Raw genomic sequence first — 16,369 nt, 5'->3', positions numbered from 1 at the left:
CGGCCGGCAACCGTAAGGTAAGGCCCGTGAGAGAGCGCAGCGAGCGAACAATCAGAAGCGGGAGTTGATCGTGCGGCTACCTGCTCCGTCGTTCGAGATCACCCGTCACACTCTGGACAACGGTTTACGCGTGATCGTCGCGCCCGATCGGTCGGCGCCGGTCGTCGGCATCGCCGTCCTGTACGACGTCGGCTTCCGCTCCGAACCCGAGGGACGCACCGGCTTCGCCCACCTCTTCGAGCACCTGATGTTCCAAGGCTCGGCGACGCTGGAGAAGCTCGAGCACTTCCGCTATGTCGAGTCGAGCGGAGGGACGTTCAACGGCAGCACGCACCTCGACTACACGAACTACTACGAGGCGCTGCCGTCCAACGCTCTCGAGCGCGGACTGTTCCTCGAGGCCGACCGCATGCGCGGTCCGCGCATCACCGAGGAGAACCTGGCCAACCAGCTCGACGTTGTGAAGAACGAGATCCGGGTGAACGTCATGAACTCGCCCTACGGCGGGTTCCCGTGGATCTTCCTGCCGCCCGTCCTGTTCGACACATTCGCGAACGCGCACAACGGCTACGGCGGCTTCGAGGATCTCGAGAGCGCCACCACCGACGACGCCAAGGACTTCTTCCGGCGCTACTACGCACCGAGCAACGCCGTCCTGGCCGTCGCCGGTGACCTCGACGTGGACGACACGCTCGCGATGATCGACAAGCACTTCGCCGCCATCAAGAAGCGGCCGAAGCCCAGGCGCCCGAGCTTCGCCGAGCCGCCGCTCACCGCCGAGCGCCGCGAAACGCACACCGATGCGCGGGCGCCGATTCCCGCCGTAGCCATCGGGTACCGCGTGCCCGATCCGGTCAAGTCGCTCGACGAACTGCTGGCCACAATCCTGCTGGCCGAGGCGCTCAGCGACGGTGACGCGTCGCGGCTGCAGCGGCGGCTCGTGCACCGTGATCACCTCGTCACCGACATCTCCGCCTACGTGGGTGAGTTCGGCGACCCGTTCGATGAGCGCGACCCCACCGCGTTGACGGTCACTGCGCACTATCCCGACGCCGGGTCGCTCGACGCCATCCTGCGCGCGATCGACGAGGAGATCGCCCGCGTGGCCGACGACGGCCTCGAGCGCGGTGAGCTCGACCGCGTCCGTACCCGGTTGGTGAGCGTGCTCGCGCGCGAGCTCGACGCGGTCATGTCGCGCACGCTCGAGTTCGCCAAGTTCGAGCTGGTGTACGGCCGGGCCGAGCTGATCGCCGAGTTGCCCGCGCGGCTCACCGCCGTCACCGAGGACGACGTGCGGGCGGCGGCGCGGACGCTGCGCCCTGATCGCCGCGCCGTGCTCGAACTGATCGCGGGGGGTGCCCAGTGACCGTTCCGGCGCTCACGAAACCACGCAAGCCGAAGGGCCTGAAGGCGACGGAGGCCGTGCTCGACAACGGCCTCAACGTGATCGCAGTCCGCAAGCCGGGCGTCCCCCTCGTCGAAGTGCGACTGCGCCTGCCGTTCCTGTCCGCGAAACCGACTCATCCCGCACAGGCGACGTTGCTGTCCGACGCCATGCTCACCGGCGCGGCCGGCCTCGACCGGGTCGGGCTGGCTGCCGCCATCCAGGGCCTCGGTGGTGACGTCTCGGTGAATGTCGACGCCGACCGGTTGATCGTCGGCGGCAACGTGCTCGCGCCCAACCTCCGCAAGCTGCTGGACGTGATCGGGTCCGTCCTGGTCGAGCCGACCTACGACAAGGACGACGTCGCCACCGAAAAGGACCGGCTGCTCGAGAAGCTGACGATCGCCCGCGCGCGACCGGGCATCGTGGCCAGCGAGGCCCTGGCCCTGCGCATGTGGGGCGAGCACCCCTACGCTCTCGATCTCGCGCAGCCCGATGACGTCGCCGCGGTGACTCCCGGCCAGCTGCGGGCCATGCACCGATCGCTGGTCCACCCGTCCGGCGCGTTCCTGGTACTCGTCGGCGACCTGCCGCCGGGCCGCATGGTCGAACACGCCCAGAAGGCGCTGGCCGCGTGGACCGGAAAGGCGCCCAAGGCCAGGGTCCCCGACCTGCCCCCGCCGCCCGGCGGGCCGCTCAAGGTGATCGACCGCCCCGGCGCGGTGCAGTCGACCTTGCGCATGGGTGGCCCGGCTCTGACCCGCACCGATGAGCGGTATCCCGCCCTGCAGCTGGCCAACCTGATCTTCGGCGGCTACTTCACCTCGCGGTGGACGGAGAACCTGCGCGAGGACAAGGGCTACACCTACGGCCCGCACAGCCGCATCGAGCACCACGTGCTCGGCTCCACGCTCGGCCTGAACGTCGAGCTGGCCACCGACGTCACCGCGCCGGCGCTGCTCGAGACGCTCTACGAGCTCGGCCGCATCAGCTCGCTGCCGGTCACTGAGGCCGAGGTCGCGTCAGTCACCCAGTACGCGATCGGCACCCTGGCCATGTCCACGGCCACCCAGGCCGGGCTCGCGTCGACGCTGTCCGCACTGTCGGCGTTCGGGCTCGGCCTCGACTGGATCACCGAACATCCGGCGCGCCTCCTCGCGACCACCGTCGAGGACGTCAGCGCGGCGGCGGCGGAGTTCTTCGCACCTACCGCGTTCACCTCCGTCATCGTCGGGGACGCGGCGACGATCGCCGACCCGCTGGCCGCACTGGTGGCGGTCGAGCGGTGACGTCGGCGCGGCCGCCGTTCTCCGACGCGACCTACGACCGGGCCGCGCTGCACCGCAGTGACCAGGACTGGTTGGCTGAAGCGTGGACGCGCGCCCGCGTGGTCCCGGTGAGCCCGAAGTCCGCGGTGCCGGTGACCGCGGACTGCCGCGTCGCCTTCCGCGATGCGGCCGACGCCACCGACGGGGTGCGCCGGTTCCTCGGGCTCGTCGGCGAGGTTGCCTACTTCACCGTGACGACGGAGCCGGACGGCGACAACTGGACCACGCTGCGCGAATTCGGGCTGCAGGCCGACGAGCTCGACGCCGGCCTGGTGGTCAGCGCCATCGCCCTCGAGCAATGGCACCAGCGGCACACCCATTGCCCGCGCTGCGGCGCGCTCACCGTCGAGACGCAGGCGGGCTGGACGCGCACCTGTACCAATGACGGCAGCGAGCACTTTCCGCGGACCGATCCGGCCGTGATCATGCTCGTGCACGACGGGGCCGACCGCACGCTGCTGGGCCGCGGCCCGCAGTGGGGCGAGGGCCGCTTCTCCACGCTGGCCGGTTTCGTCGAACCGGGCGAGTCGCTCGAAGCCGCTGTGACGCGTGAGGTCTTCGAAGAGGTCGGCATCGGCGTGCGCGACGTCCGCTACCTGGCTTCGCAGCCGTGGCCCTTCCCGGCGTCGCTGATGATCGGGTTCTTCGCCCGACTGGACGGCGATGCCTCGATCACGCTCGACCCGGTGGAGATGGCCGAGGCGGCGTGGTTCACTCGCGACGAGGTGGCCGACGCGGCGCGATGGACGGACGAGCAGGCCCAGCCCGACCCGTCGCGACGCCTGCGGGGGATCTCGCCCAAGCTGTCGATCTCCCGCTTCCTCATCGACCAGTGGCTCGACGGCGCTCGCTGAGTCACTCGATCCCGAAAACGTTCACCCGTTCGGGGTGGATCCGGATCATCGCCTGGCCGAACCCGGGACGCAGTTCGGCGCCGCCGGTCTCCAGCGCCTCGGCCCGGCCGCGGATCTCCACCATCCGCGGCGTCCATGGATCGACCGACGCGATGTCGTCGACCACGATGGCGGCCTGCGGGTTCGTCTGCACGTCCCGGAACCTCTTGGTGGTGTTCACGTGGAACCCGCCGCTGTCGATCGTGCCGAGTTCGGGATTGAACCGGAAGGAGACCGGGACGACGTGCGGACGGCCGTCGGTTCCGGCGGTGGCGAGGCGGCCGACGGGCTGGCTCTCCAGGTAGGCGACCACGGCAGGTGACAGGGAGCTCATGCAGCAAGTAGACAACTTCAAGCGCGGTTCAGCTCAAATGGAATTGCCGACACTGTGACGGCACTGAGGGCTACGCGGGCCCGCGCACGGCCGGATGTCGAGGGTCGTCCCACTTGACCACCACGTCGGCGTTCTCGGTCGGACGCACCGACGCGTCGTAGGCGTCGAACGCCGGCAGCGTCCACGAGTCCTCGGCGGGCGTTCGCCGCCGCCGGGCCGCGGGCGAGAGCCGAACGTGGACGGTCCGGTCGAAGGGCAGGCCGTGTCCGAGCAGCAGCGCGCCGCTGATCATGAGCACCGCACCGGCGGCGAGGGACTCCGGTGCGGCTCGGGTCGAGCGGTTCGTCGTCTCGTCGCGCAGCGACGGCAGGTACGAACCGTGCGGGGCCGCATCCAGTACCTCGCGGCGCAGGGCGTCGGCGTCCAGCCACTGCAGATAGGAGTCAGGGTCCTCGCGACCGTGCTCGAAGCGCAACGAGGCATCCCGCCAGAACGCCGCCGCGCGAACGTGGACGGCGGGACGGCCGAGTGCGCGCAGCGCTTCCACGAGCGCCGCGGCGAGGGCGTCGGGTTGCGAAGCGGGCGGGGCGTCGAGGGCGACGCGGACCAGGCCGGGCATCGTCGCCAGCCACCGGGCCAAGCGGACGGGGAGATCGGTCGGCGTGACCGGCTGCCAGCCGGTCAAGCCGCGAGCTTCTCCTTGATCTGGCGAACACTGGGGTTGGTCATCGCGGTGCCGTCGGCGAAGACGACGGTCGGGACGGTGCGATTGCCGCCGTTCACCGCCATGACGACCTCGGCGGCGTCCGGGGCGTGCTCGATGTTGACCTCCTCGAACGAGATGCCCTCGCTCTCCAGGCCGTGCTTCAGCCGGAGGCAGAAACCGCACCAGTCGGTGGTGTACATGGTCAGCATCGCTCGATCTGCTCCTTCGCCCGCTAGTTCTCTGAGCAACGCAGGGGTTCCCAGGAGCATTCCGAAAAATACACAAGAGTCATTGCACAAGAGTTCTTGTGTGTCTAGGGTGTCGGCATGGACGAGATCCGGCAGATCACCGATGCGAAGGTCCTCGCTGCTCTGGCCCACCCGGTGCGCAGCCGCCTCATGGACGCCCTGCGGGTCGATGGCCCGGCGACGGCCAGCATGTTGGCCGAGCGCACCGGACAGGCCGTCGGGAACATCAGCCATCATCTGCACACGCTCGCCGGCTGCGAACTGATCGAAGAGGTTCCCGAGCTCGCCCGCGACCGGCGCGAACGCTGGTGGCGCCTCGTGTCGGTCGGCCGCCGCTGGCGCAGCCGGGACTTCCGCGGGGACGCGGCCGCCGAGGCGATCGAGCTGGCCGCCACGTCGATGAACCTCGACCGGCAGGTCAGCTTCGTCCGCGCCTACGCCGCGGCGTCGGACGAGGAACGCGCCTCCTGGCCGGAGGGGCCCTTCTCGACGGACAGCTGGCTGCGCGTCACCGACGCCGAACTCGCCGAGTTCGCCGCCGAAGTGGTCGCGCTGTACCGCCGTTGGTCCGAGCGCGACCTGCCCGACGACGGTCAGGAGCGCCGTCCGGTGTTCGCGTTCGCCCGTGCCGTTCCCGCCCGCCCGTGACCGGCGTGCTGGCCGATCCGCGGCCGCCCACAAGGAGCGTCTTCCGGCACCGGAACTTCCGGCTGCTGTGGGTGGGCGAGACCGCCTCGTCGCTCGGCAGCAGCGTCACCGGCATAGCCCTGCCCCTCGTCGCCCTCACCGAGCTGCACGCCGGTGTGATCGTGATCAGCCTGCTCAGCGCCGCCGCCTGGCTGCCGTGGGTGCTGATCGGGCTTCCGGCCGGCGCGTGGGTCGACCGACTCCGCCGCCGTCCGGTGATGATGATCGCCGACATCGCGTCGCTCGCACTGTTCGCGAGCGTGCCGGTCGCGGTCTGGCTGGACGCGCTGACGATGACGCAGCTGCTCGCCGTCGCCCTGCTGACCGGCGTCGCCAAGGTGTTCTTCGCGACGGCCTACCGGTCCTATCTGCCGACGTTGCTGGAGGCTGACGAGCTGGTCGAGGGGAATTCGCGCCTGTACGGCTCCGACTCAGCCGCTTCGGTCGTCGGCCCGGGGCTGGGGGGCGTCCTCGCCCAGTCTGTCGGCGCCGCGAACGGCCTGCTCGCCGACGCGGCCAGCTTCGCCGTGTCTCTGTTGTGCCTCAGCCGTATCGATGCCGATGAGGCGCCCGTCGCCCGGACCCGCCGGCCGCTGCGGCGCGAGATCGCCGAGGGACTCCGCTTCGTCGCCTCGGACCGGCTGCTGCGCGTGCTGGTCGTCTTCGGCGGCGCAGCGAATCTCGTGCTCACCGCCTACGACGCGATCGCGGTCGTCTTCCTCGTCCGCGAGCTCGGACTGAGTTCGTCGGCCGCCGGATTGATGCTGGCGGTCGGCAGCGTCGGCGGGGTCTGCGGAGCGTTGCTGGCGCCTGTGCTGGCCGGGCGACTGGGCACGGCGCGCGCGCTTCTGCTGTGCAAGGTCGGGACGACCCCGCTCGGCCTGCTCATCCCGCTGGCCGACTCCGGTTGGCGGCTCGCTTTCTTCGCAGTGGGCGCGATGGGCATGGTCGGCGGCGTCGTCGGCGGCAACGTCATCTCCGGCGGGTTCATGCAGGCGTACTGCCCACCCGCGCTGATGGGCCGGGTGACCACGAGCATGCAGGTGGTGAACTTCGGAACGATTCCGATCGGCGCGGTGGTCGGCGGTCTGCTCGCCGCGCACGTGGGGTTCCGCCCGGCCCTGTGGATCGTGTTCGCCGGTTTCGTCGCGTTCTCGGCCGTCCTGCTCGCGGCGCCGATCCGCGGGCGGCGCGATCTGCCCACCCGCGCCCCGGAACCGTCGTAGCCCGCTGGCAGTATCGAAGCGTGAGCGTGGCTGCAGCGGATCAGGTCCTGGCCGGGCTGGATCCCGAGCAGCGTGAGGCGGCTCAGGCCGTCCGGGGTGCCGTGTGCATCCTGGCCGGCGCCGGCACCGGCAAGACGCGGGCCATCACCCACCGGATCGCCTACGCGGTGCGCACCGAAGCGTTGCCGCCGAGCCAGCTGCTGGCCGTCACCTTCACCGCCCGGGCCGCCGGCGAACTGCGGACCCGGCTACGGGCCCTCGGTGCCCACGGCGTCCAGGCACGAACCTTCCACGCCGCCGCGCTGCGCCAGCTCCAGTACTTCGCCCCCCGCATCCTCGGCGGCGGCCTACCCGAGGTCGTCGACAATCCGCACCGCATCGTCGCCAACGCGGCGGCGCGCATGCGCTTGAAGGTCGACCGGGCCGAGCTGCGCGACCTGGCCGCGGAGATCGACTGGGCCAAGTCCGTCCTCGCGACGCCCGAGGCCTATCCGCAGCGGGCTCGGGCCGCCGGTCGCGAGACGACGACCACGCCGGACACCGTCGCCAAGCTCTACAGCGAGTACGAGCAGGCCAAGCGCCGGTCCGGCCAGATCGACTTCGCCGACCTGCTGCTGATCATGGCCGGTGCGATGGAGGAACTGCCTGACGTCGCCGAAGAGGTCCGCAGCCGCTACCGGCATTTCGTCGTCGACGAGTACCAGGACGTCTCGCCCCTTCAGCAGCGATTGCTCGACGCCTGGCTCGGCGACCGCGACGACCTCTGCGTGGTGGGCGACGCCAACCAGACGATCTACTCCTTCGCCGGGGCGACTCCGGAACACCTCCTCGGCTTCCGGCGGCGCTTCCCGGAGGCCGTTGTGGTGCGGCTGCACCGCGACTACCGCTCCACGCCTCAGGTGGTCGAGCTGGCCAACTCCCTCGTCCGCGGCGGCGAGGCGGGGCTCACGCTCGTCGGGCAGCGACCGGACGGCCCGCCGCCCACGTTCTCCGAGTTCGACGACGAGCCCGCCGAGGCGACGCACGTCGCCGCCGAGTGCCGCGCCCTCGTCGACGCGGGGACGCCGGCGTCGGAGATCGCCGTGCTTTTCCGGGTCAACGCGCAGTCCGAGGTGTACGAGGCCGCGCTGTCCCAGGCCGGTGTGCCCTACGTGCTGCGCGGCGGCGAGCGGTTCTTCGACCGCCCCGAGGTGCGCGAGGCGCGCCTGCTGCTGCGCGGTGCCGCCCGGTCGGCGCCGGACGTCGACGAGTCGCTGCCCGAGGCCGTGCGCGGCGTGCTGGCCGGACTGTCCTGGTACCCCGACGCTCCGCCGCCGGGCGGGGCCGCGCGCGAGCGGTGGGAGTCCCTCGCCGCGCTGGTCACCCTCGCCGACGACCTGCTGGCCGCCCGGCCGGACGCCCACCTGCCGGAGCTGATCGACGAGCTCGACCAGCGCGCGAGTGCTCAGCACGCGCCGACCGTCCAAGGCGTGACCCTGGCGTCCCTTCACTCGGCGAAGGGCCTCGAGTGGGACGCGGTCTTCCTCGTCGGCCTGACCGACACCACCCTGCCGATCCAGCACGCGACCACCCCGGCCCAGATCGCCGAGGAGCGCCGCCTGCTCTACGTCGGCATCACGCGCGCGCGAGAACGGCTCGCCCTGTCGTGGGCGCTCGCCCGCAGCCCGGGGCAGCGCCGTGGCCGCCGGCCGAGCCGCTTCCTCGACGGCCTGCGCCCGGCCGGCCGGCCCGAGGAGAAGGTGAAGCGGACGAAGACGAAGGCACCCGAAGCGGCCGACGCCGAGCTGTTCGGCCGGTTGCGCGCCTGGCGCAAGGCGCAGGCCGAGGCGCAGAGCGTGCCGCCCTACGTCGTGTTCAGCGACGCGACACTGGTCGCGATCGCCGACGGCCGGCCCAAGAGCCGCAGCGGGCTGGCCCAGATCTCCGGCGTCGGGCCGACCAAGCTGACCCGCTACGCCGGTCCGCTGCTCGAGGTTCTGGGCGGGGCTGACCCGGCCGACGTCAAGCCCGTCGAGGTCAGCTGAGTTCGGCCTCGTCCTCCAACGGCGGCGGTTCCTTCACGAACGCCGACACCACACCGGCCAGCACGATGAGCACCGTGGCAACGATCAGCGACATCTGGAGCCCGTCCAGAAATGCCCGGACGAAGGTGTCGGGTATATCGCTCAAGGAGAACGTTCCGGCCTTGCCGCCGGTCTCGAGGATCTGGACGATGTCGTGCTTGAAGGTCGCGTTCAGCGCGGTCAGCGGGTTCTGCGCGGCGAACGTGTCCACGCCATCCACGAGGTGCGCGTTGACAATCGCCCCCAGCGCCGCCACGCCGACGACCGCGCCGAGCTGCCGCGCGGTGTTGGTCGCCGACGCCGCGACGCCCGAATGCCGGGCCGGAATGTGGCTGAGGACCGCCGACGTCAGCGGCACCACGGTGATCCCGAAGCCAAGACCGGCGAGCGCCAGCGCCAGCGAGAGCAGGGCGAAGCTCAACGACGCACCCTCGCCGACCTCGACGCGCGCGAGGAGCATGCCGGCCGCGGCCAGCGCGCAGCCGAGCACCATCGGCGGCCGCGATCCCCGGCGGGCCACCCACGGCCCGGCGGCGAGACCGCCGACCACGATGGCGACCGCCATCGGCGCGAACATGCCCGCGAGCTTCCAGCCGGAGTAGTTCAGCCCCACGTCGAGATAGAGAGCGGTGAGGAAGAAGATCGCGAAGACGCCGAAGTACACCGCGAACGCGGAGAACAGCGCCGCCCGGACGATCGGAGCGCGCACGAAGCGCGGGTTCAGCATGGGCGAACCGACTCGGGACTCCACCGGCCCGAACGCGATCAGGGCGAGACCGCCGATCACGAACAGGGCGACGATCCACCACGTCGAGTAGCCCTTGTACTCGCCGGAGATCGCGGCGAAGACGAGGCAGAAGATCCCGCCGGTCGCGAGGACGAAGCCGGCCAGATCGATCCGGCCTGCGTGGGCATCCCGGCTGTCGGGGACGAAGGCCCACACCGCGACGAGGAGGACGAGGCCGAGCGCGAGGTTGAACCAGAACACCGACCGCCAGTCACCCAGCCCGACGAGCACGCCTCCGACGACCGGCCCGAGCGCGAGAGCGAGCCCGGAGATCGCCGACCACGCACCCAGTGCCGACGCCCGCTCGCGGCGGTCCGGGTAGAGCTGGCGGATCACCGAGAGCGTGCCTGGCTCCGACGCCGCCGCGCCGACACCCATCACGGCCCGGCCGGCGATCACCAGCGCCACGCCCGAGGCCAGCGCGCACATCAGCGAACCGACGCAGAAGATCGCGATGCCGGCGCCCATGACCCACTTGCGGCCCAGCCGGTCGGCCAGCGATCCGCCGACCAGCATGAGGCTGGCGAACACCAGTGCGTAGGCGTTCAGCACCCACTGCAGGGGGATGACGCCGGCCGAGATGTCGGTCTCGAGGTTCCCGAGGGTCACGCTGACGATCGTCGTGTCGAGAAACGTCAGGAACAGGACGGCGAGGACGGTGGCGAGGGCGGCGCGCCGCGGCGCCGCGACCAGTGCTGCGTCGTCCGCGGTCAAGACGGGAGCGCCGTGATCGACGCGTCCTTGCACGCCGCCGGTGCGGCGTTCTGCAGTTGGAGGAGGTTGCAGAAGGTCTGGGCGGCGACCTTCCACGTGCCGTTCTCGCGCACGGCATAGCCCGGAGAGTCGGTCAGCAATGCCGAGGCGTTCTGGCTCAGCGTGAAGGTCACGTACGCGACGTCCGGGCGCACCAGGTTGACCGCGCTGACGCTGGCTGCGATGCCCTGCGCCTGGCTGCTCTTCGCCGCCTCGTCGAGCGTGGCCGCGAAGGCGGGTCCGTGCTGGAGCGCCGCCGCGGTCTTGGTGGGCGACGCCTTGGGGTCGAAGAACGTCGTGTAAGCCGTGGCGACGAGGGCCTTTGTGGCCGCGTCGGCCGGTGCGCCCGTGCCCGACGGGGTTCCGGCGCCCGCGGCCGTGCTACCGGCGGCGTGCTTCGCGGCGGTTGACCCGGACCGGGCGCCGGGCGTCTTGGAACTCGAGCAGCCCGCGACAATGAGGACTACGGCGACGATCGATGCTGCGGCGGCCCAGCGGGCTCGGACGATCATGAATGCTCCTGTTCGGTCGGCAGGTCCGTTGTACTCCGACTCCCGACGCGGCAGCGGGATTTTAATTGTCTTGCGGCTTTGATTCTGTCTTCGCTAGCCTGCTCGAACAGACCCCACGCGTACGCGATCATTCGCGCGCGCGAACCAAAGCAGAGAGGCGGTGGCCCCCATGTCGAACAACCTGATCATGACGGCGGCTGCCGCATGCGCGAGCCCCAGCTCGATGCCGGCGTCGCCGATTCTGCTGCCCACCTCTGCCGTCGCGTGGCGCGACCGTGTTCCGGCCACCGGTGTCGATGCCGGAATCGGTAACACGTCGGTCTTCAAGACGCAGTCCATCCACCACAACTCCATCGCCCGAGAGCTCGCGGTTCCGGTTAGCGCCTACCGCGGCGTCGACGCCAAGCAGGCCGCACCACCTCGAGGAGTATTGCGCTGACGAAAGTCAGCAATACGGCTCCTCGAGGCCGCGGCTCCCAGCTTGGGAACCGCGGCCTCTGTCTTTTCCTGGAGCCGTTCGTGCAACCACAACTGAATCAAGCGCCGTACTACCGAGAAGGAGGTGACCCGACGTGTTGACCCACGCAAGCGATGTGCAGGTCCTCGATGATGGCTTCATCGAGTCGTTCGGGATCGATCTGTTGGACCCGTTGTCGAAGGAGTGCCCGGACGACGTGCCCTGCCGCGTGCAGGACTCGGAACTCTGGTTCGCCGACCGGCCGGCCGACCTCGAGTTGGCGAAGTCGTTGTGCCGGGAATGCCCGGCCCGCCTCGCCTGCCTCGCGGGCGCGCTCGAACGTCGGGAGCCATGGGGGGTCTGGGGCGGCGAGATCTTCGAACGCGGAGCCATCGTCGCGCGCAAGCGTCCCCGCGGACGCCCGCGCAAGGAAGACCGCACGGGCGTGGCGGCATGACCATCCGGCCGCGCACCCGTGCGCAGGGCACCGCCGCAGTCCGCGGCGCTGCAGCAGACATGAGTTTCAGCTACTTGAGGAGCACCAAGATGTATGCCATGCACGAAGCACTCGCGCGTGACCGAATGCGCGAGTCCGAACAGCGATCGCGGGTAGGTCGACTGGCACGGGAGCTGGCGGCCGAGCGCCGCTGGCACCGCGTGTCCGTCCACGCGCGGGCCGCAGAGGCTCGGCACGCCCGCCGGGTGAGTCGGTCCCAGGGCTGGTAGCGGCCGTCGCCGCTACCTCGACACGTTCGGCTGCCGGATCACGGGATCCGGCAGCCGTTCGTCGTCTGGGCGGGCGGAACCCGTCACCACCACTGCTGGTCGAGCTTGGCCTCGATCGAGCGGACGAAGCGGCGCGTGCAGTCGGTGCAGACCCAGCGGGTTCGGTGGCCGTCGCTGGTTTCGACGACGTCGGCACACCAGCCCAGCGGCGGGTCGCCGTCCTGGGCCGGGTCGGCCGTCTTTCCACACAAAGAACACACCGCTTGCACCTTGCCATTCCACCGCGATTGCGCGCCCAGGTAAAGCGCAGCGGGACGGGCGGCGCGGCGAGTCCGTCCGCAACCGGACATTCGCCCCACGGTCGGGAAGCCTGATCATTGCGCCGAGCGCCTCGGAGCTCACCAGAGCGTGAGCGACCGCCGGAAGATCGCGTCGAGGTCCTCGCCGGTCACCGGCCGCGGGGCCGTCGCGAGCAGTCGCTGCTGCTTCATGGCGCCGTCCACCAGACCGGCCACATCACTCTCGCCGAACCCGACGGCGCCGACACCGTCAGGAATCCCGATGTCGCGCATGAGCCGGGCCAGCACGTCGGGCAACAGCGCCGACTCGTCCGCCGGCATGTCCGCGGACGGTTCGAGCAACCGGGCGGCCCGCTGATGGCGCTCCGGAGATGCCTCGAAGGTGAAGCGGAATGCCTCCGGCGCGGTCAGCGAGACCGCCATGCCGTGCGGGACCATCGCCTCGTCGTCGGGATAGCCGTCCGGGCGGAAATCCCGCACCTGACCGGCGATGGGATAGGCGTTCGCGTGCGGGATGTGCACGCCGGCGTTGCCGAAGCCCAGGCCGGCGAACGTCGCGGCCAGCGCCATCTCGCGGCGGGCGGTGACGTCGTCGCCGTGCTGCACGGCCTGCCGGAAGCTCGAGGCCAGCAGCGACAAAGCCCGTTCGGACCACATGTCCGACACCGGGTTCGAGCCGCAGTAGGGCACGCGCTGCGCGGGGAGCTTGCGGACCATCTCGCTGTAGGGCCGGGCGGTGTAGCTCTCCAGCGCGTGGCACAGGATGTCCATCCCGGCCGACGCAGTCACGCCGGCCGGCTGGGTGATGGTGAGCAGTGGGTCGACGACGGCCAGGGTCGGGCGGAGACGGGCGTGGCTGATGCCGGACTTGACCCGCTGGGCCAGCACGTCCATGACGCAGACGGTGGTGCTCTCGGCTCCGGTGCCGGTGGTCGTGGGCACCGCGACCAGCGGGTGCAGCTGGTTCGCCGGCGCTGCGCCTCCGCCGACCGGCGCGTTGACGTAGTCGAGCAGCTCGCCGGGGTTGGTGAGCATCAGATTGACGGCCTTGGCGGTGTCGATGCTGGATCCGCCGCCGACCGCGACGAACGCGTCCCATGGGCCCTGCGCGCGCGCCCAATCGATCGCCGCTTGCATGCTCGCGTCGGTGGGTTCGACGTGGACGCCGTCGAAGACCGTCGCTTCGACGCCGAACTGGGCCATCTGCGCGGCCACCCGCTCGGGCAGCCCGGTGGCGGCCACGCCGGGGTCGGTGATGACGAGCGCGCGGCGGGCACCGAGCTGGGCGAGGTCGTAGCCGATCTCGTCCGAGGCGCCGTCGCCGAACTTCAGGGTCGGTGCGCCGTACGTGAAGATCGACTCGGCGGAGGCGGCGGTCATGACTCGGCCGCCTCAGCGAAGCCGGGTTGCCATTTCTCGGCCATCGGGCGGTACGGCACGGTGGCGCCCAGCTGGCAGAGCACGCCGATCGACCCGAGCGTCACCCGATGGATGAGCATGTAGGACGGCGGCAGGTTCAGCTGCCGCCCGACCTGGGCCTCTTCGCGGCGCGGATCGCCGATGCGAGCCGCTTGGGCGCGCATCCAGTCCCGGCTGAAGGTGAACGTCGGCTCGCGCAGCGGATCCGCGGCCGGGCCGAGGTAGTCGAGGATCTCGCGCCCCGTGACCTTGATGCCGGGACGGACGAAGCCGAGTTTGCGCATCAGGGCGAGGACGCCCTCGGTGTCGCCGTCGATGGTGAGCCGGGACAGCCGGCCCAGCGGCGCGGGAATGCCACCGGGCAGGCGGGCCACGGCGCCGAAGTCAACGACACCGAGGCGACCGTCGGGCAGCATCCGGAAATTTCCGGGGTGGGGGTCGGCGTGCAGCAGGCCGGCCCGGGCCGGTGCGGACAGGTGCAGCAGTGACAAGAGGGTGCCGGCCTCGTCGCGCTCGGGCTGGGTGCCCGACGAGATGATCGACGACATCTGGCGGCCGTCCATCCATTCGCTGACGATGGCCTTCGGCGAACTCGCAACCACGCGGGGAATGGCGATCAGCGGGTCATCGGCGAAGGCGGCGGCGAACTGCCGCTGTGCGTCGGCCTCGAGGGAGTAATCGAGTTCCTCGAGGACCCGTTCCTTGATCTCGGCCAGCAGCGGCTTGACGTCGAGGCCGGGGGAGAGACGGCTGAACAGCCAGCCCATCCGGCTGAGCTGAGTCAGGTCGGCCATGAGCGCCGGCCCGGCGCCGGGGTACTGCAGCTTGACCGCGACCTCCCGGCCGTCGGCCCAGACCGCCCGGTGCACCTGCCCGATGCTCGCCGCGGCCGCGGGAATCTCGTTGAACTCGGCGAAGCGCTCGGGCCAGCTCGTGCCGAACTGCTCGTCCAGCACGCGCCGGACGGTGGCGGCCGGCATGGGCGGGGCCGCCTCTTGCAGTTTGGTGAGCGCCTCGCGGTAGGGCGCCGCGCTCTCCTCGGGCAGGGCCGCTTCGAAGACCGACAGGGCCTGGCCGAGCTTCATCGCCCCGCCCTTGAGCTCGCCGAGCACCGCGAACAGTTGCTCGGCCGTTTTGGCCTGCAGGTCGGCGGTGACGGCCTCGGCCGACCGGCCGGTCATCCGGCGCCCGAACCCGACCGTGGCGCGGCCGGCCACGCCGAGGGGGAGCGAGGCGAGCTTGGCGGTACGTGCCGCCCGCCGCTGGGGGATGTCGTCGCTGGAGCGGTCGCGGTGACGGTCGCGTCGGTCCCCGCGGTCACTCATGGGGGTTGGTCCTCGGCCCGCCCGTGATCGTCACGCTGCCCATTGTGCCTACTGCACTCGCATTCGGCGTGCATGGGCCAGCTGCGCCGGCGCAAGCGCCAGTCGGGCAGCCGCAACTCGATGGTCGCGTCGATGCAGTCGGGCTCGCCACCGTCGAGGAAGGTCAACGCCTGTTGGGCCGCGACGCCGGCCACGACGGTCGCCACGGCGACGGCCGACGCCGGTCCGTGCCGGCGGCCGATGGTGAGCTGGACGGCGAGCGCGGACCACGCCGGGTCGCGGTCGGCGCGGTGCAGGTCGGCGCACTGCAGGCAACTGGTGAGCCCGGGCAGGACCAGCGGGCCGACGATGCCCGACTCGAGATTGACGGCCACGGCCAGATACGGCGCATCGGCCGCATGCAGGGCCGCAAGCCGCTCGACGCCGACAGGGGAGTCCGTCGCCAAGATCGTCAGATCGGGCCGTTCGTCGACCGGTAGCGGTGCCGTATCCACTTCCGGCGCTGCGCGGCGCAGGGCCGCCTCGGCTGCAGCGGCCAGTACCACCCCTTCGTCGCCCGCGGCGACGCCACCGGGCACGGCGTGCGAGAGCCGGGCGACGCCGGAGGCGACGCAACGCACTCGGCCGACGCCGGCCGCGGCGAGGACGCAGGCCAGATGCACGGCCACCCGACTGGTGCCGTGGACCTCGACCGAGGCGTGCCGGCGGGCGCTGAGCACGTCGGCCGCGGCGGCGCCGTGCTGCACCGCGAGCGCGGCCAGCTCCCCGGCCAGCCGCGGATCAGGCGGCGTGAGGCGCGAGTCGTCGTGGTCACCGGATCGGGCCCACAGGTAGCCCGCCTCCGTCAGTGCGGCCAGCGCCTGGCCGGCGGGGCCGTCGAGCGGATCTGCCGGTTCGGGGGGCGCAATGGGAGAGGCCACGCGGCGCAGGAGCGCGGCCGGCAGTCCCTCGACCACGACCGCTGAACCACCCAGTTCGAGATGAATCGAGTCCGGCGATCGCCAGAACAGGCGCGTCGCCGGGCCCAGCGTCAGCTCAGAACGCGGCTCGTCCGCACTCACGCCCTCACTCCGTTCGGGCGTGCAGAGCCGCAATACCCCTGTTTCGCTCCGCACGCGTCGCTCACGCCCTCACTCCGTTCGGGCGTGCAGAGCCGCAATACCCCTGTTTCGCTCCGCAAGCGTCGCTCACGCCCTCACTCCGTTCGGGCGTGCAGAGCCGC

General features: G+C 71.1%; 17 protein-coding genes. 8 read left to right on the top strand and 9 right to left on the bottom strand.

What is annotated here, in order from left to right:
• Positions 1-70: 70 nt before the first annotated feature.
• From ABR571_RS06460 to nudC, 3 genes are read left to right on the top strand one after another with little or no spacing between them, the layout of a single operon-like run.
• Positions 71-1,366 (top strand): M16 family metallopeptidase, encoded by a 1,296-nt coding sequence (locus ABR571_RS06460; RefSeq protein WP_409452364.1) that lies wholly within the window; start codon positions 71-73, stop codon positions 1,364-1,366.
• Positions 1,363-2,673, top strand: a complete 1,311-nt coding sequence (locus tag ABR571_RS06455) for a M16 family metallopeptidase (RefSeq protein ID WP_409452363.1) — start codon at positions 1,363-1,365, stop codon at positions 2,671-2,673. Before ABR571_RS06460 ends, ABR571_RS06455 begins: the two co-directional genes overlap by 4 nt.
• Positions 2,670-3,566 carry an NAD(+) diphosphatase gene (gene nudC, locus ABR571_RS06450; protein ID WP_409452362.1) on the top strand — a complete coding sequence of 299 codons (897 nt, stop codon included), beginning with the start codon at positions 2,670-2,672 and terminating at the stop codon, positions 3,564-3,566. Before ABR571_RS06455 ends, nudC begins: the two co-directional genes overlap by 4 nt.
• Before the next feature lies 1 nt (position 3,567).
• On the opposite strand, the gene ABR571_RS06445 is transcribed toward nudC, so the two are convergent.
• The 3 genes from ABR571_RS06445 to ABR571_RS06435 all read right to left on the bottom strand — a co-directional run bounded on the left by ABR571_RS06445 (position 3,568) and on the right by ABR571_RS06435 (position 4,854).
• Entirely contained in the window at positions 3,568-3,939 is a 372-nt protein-coding gene (locus ABR571_RS06445) for a PPOX class F420-dependent oxidoreductase (protein WP_409452361.1), read from the bottom strand.
• 70 nt (positions 3,940-4,009) lie between these two features.
• Positions 4,010-4,624 (bottom strand): uridine kinase, encoded by a 615-nt coding sequence (locus ABR571_RS06440; RefSeq protein ID WP_409452360.1) that lies wholly within the window; start codon positions 4,622-4,624, stop codon positions 4,010-4,012.
• The gene (locus ABR571_RS06435; protein WP_409452359.1) at positions 4,621-4,854 is read right to left on the bottom strand and encodes a mycoredoxin; all 234 of its coding nucleotides are present in this window, start codon (positions 4,852-4,854) and stop codon (positions 4,621-4,623) included. The genes ABR571_RS06440 and ABR571_RS06435 overlap by 4 nt, the downstream gene beginning before the upstream one ends.
• Before the next feature lie 117 nt (positions 4,855-4,971).
• Between ABR571_RS06435 and ABR571_RS06430 the strand changes: the two genes are divergently transcribed.
• Genes ABR571_RS06430 through ABR571_RS06420 form a run of 3 tightly spaced genes read left to right on the top strand, consistent with a single transcriptional unit; the run spans position 4,972 to position 8,830 of the window.
• On the top strand, positions 4,972-5,541 hold the full coding sequence (locus ABR571_RS06430; RefSeq protein ID WP_409452358.1) for an ArsR/SmtB family transcription factor: 570 nt from the start codon (positions 4,972-4,974) through the stop codon (positions 5,539-5,541).
• The gene (locus ABR571_RS06425; protein ID WP_409452357.1) at positions 5,538-6,806 is read left to right on the top strand and encodes an MFS transporter; all 1,269 of its coding nucleotides are present in this window, start codon (positions 5,538-5,540) and stop codon (positions 6,804-6,806) included. The genes ABR571_RS06430 and ABR571_RS06425 overlap by 4 nt, the downstream gene beginning before the upstream one ends.
• A 20-nt stretch (positions 6,807-6,826) precedes the next feature.
• Positions 6,827-8,830 carry an ATP-dependent helicase gene (locus tag ABR571_RS06420; protein ID WP_409452356.1) on the top strand — a complete coding sequence of 668 codons (2,004 nt, stop codon included), beginning with the start codon at positions 6,827-6,829 and terminating at the stop codon, positions 8,828-8,830.
• On the opposite strand, the gene ABR571_RS06415 is transcribed toward ABR571_RS06420, so the two are convergent.
• Both ABR571_RS06415 and ABR571_RS06410 read right to left on the bottom strand, forming a co-directional pair.
• Complete coding sequence (locus tag ABR571_RS06415; RefSeq protein ID WP_409452355.1) at positions 8,823-10,370, bottom strand: MFS transporter; 1,548 nt, start codon at positions 10,368-10,370, stop codon at positions 8,823-8,825. The two genes, ABR571_RS06420 and ABR571_RS06415, sit on opposite strands and share 8 nt — an antisense overlap.
• Positions 10,367-10,921 (bottom strand): hypothetical protein, encoded by a 555-nt coding sequence (locus ABR571_RS06410; RefSeq protein ID WP_409452354.1) that lies wholly within the window; start codon positions 10,919-10,921, stop codon positions 10,367-10,369. Before ABR571_RS06410 ends, ABR571_RS06415 begins: the two co-directional genes overlap by 4 nt.
• Before the next feature lie 169 nt (positions 10,922-11,090).
• On the opposite strand from ABR571_RS06410, the gene ABR571_RS06405 reads away from it, so the two are divergent.
• Both ABR571_RS06405 and ABR571_RS06400 read left to right on the top strand, forming a co-directional pair.
• Positions 11,091-11,360: a hypothetical protein gene (locus ABR571_RS06405; protein ID WP_409452353.1), complete on the top strand. Its 270-nt coding sequence runs from the start codon at positions 11,091-11,093 to the stop codon at positions 11,358-11,360.
• 199 nt (positions 11,361-11,559) lie between these two features.
• Positions 11,560-11,835: a WhiB family transcriptional regulator gene (locus tag ABR571_RS06400; RefSeq protein WP_409452432.1), complete on the top strand. Its 276-nt coding sequence runs from the start codon at positions 11,560-11,562 to the stop codon at positions 11,833-11,835.
• 352 nt (positions 11,836-12,187) lie between these two features.
• On the opposite strand, the gene ABR571_RS06395 is transcribed toward ABR571_RS06400, so the two are convergent.
• From ABR571_RS06395 to ABR571_RS06380, 4 genes are all read right to left on the bottom strand, one after another.
• Positions 12,188-12,364: a hypothetical protein gene (locus tag ABR571_RS06395; RefSeq protein WP_409452352.1), complete on the bottom strand. Its 177-nt coding sequence runs from the start codon at positions 12,362-12,364 to the stop codon at positions 12,188-12,190.
• Positions 12,365-12,502: 138 nt separating this feature from the next.
• The gene (locus tag ABR571_RS06390) at positions 12,503-13,783 is read right to left on the bottom strand and encodes a hydroxyacid-oxoacid transhydrogenase (RefSeq protein ID WP_409452351.1); all 1,281 of its coding nucleotides are present in this window, start codon (positions 13,781-13,783) and stop codon (positions 12,503-12,505) included.
• A complete protein-coding gene (locus tag ABR571_RS06385; RefSeq protein WP_409452350.1) occupies positions 13,780-15,147 on the bottom strand; it encodes an ABC1 kinase family protein in 1,368 nt (455 codons plus the stop codon). The genes ABR571_RS06390 and ABR571_RS06385 overlap by 4 nt, the downstream gene beginning before the upstream one ends.
• Positions 15,144-16,208, bottom strand: coding sequence for a hypothetical protein (locus tag ABR571_RS06380; protein ID WP_409452349.1), 1,065 nt, complete (start codon positions 16,206-16,208; stop codon positions 15,144-15,146). Before ABR571_RS06380 ends, ABR571_RS06385 begins: the two co-directional genes overlap by 4 nt.
• Positions 16,209-16,369 lie beyond the last annotated feature (161 nt).

It is taken from the genome of Jatrophihabitans sp. (genome assembly GCF_046262535.1).
GTDB lineage: Bacteria > Actinomycetota > Actinomycetes > Mycobacteriales > Jatrophihabitantaceae > Jatrophihabitans.
Note: the sequence above shows the minus strand (reverse complement) of the source record. Positions and strands in the feature narration are given on the sequence as shown.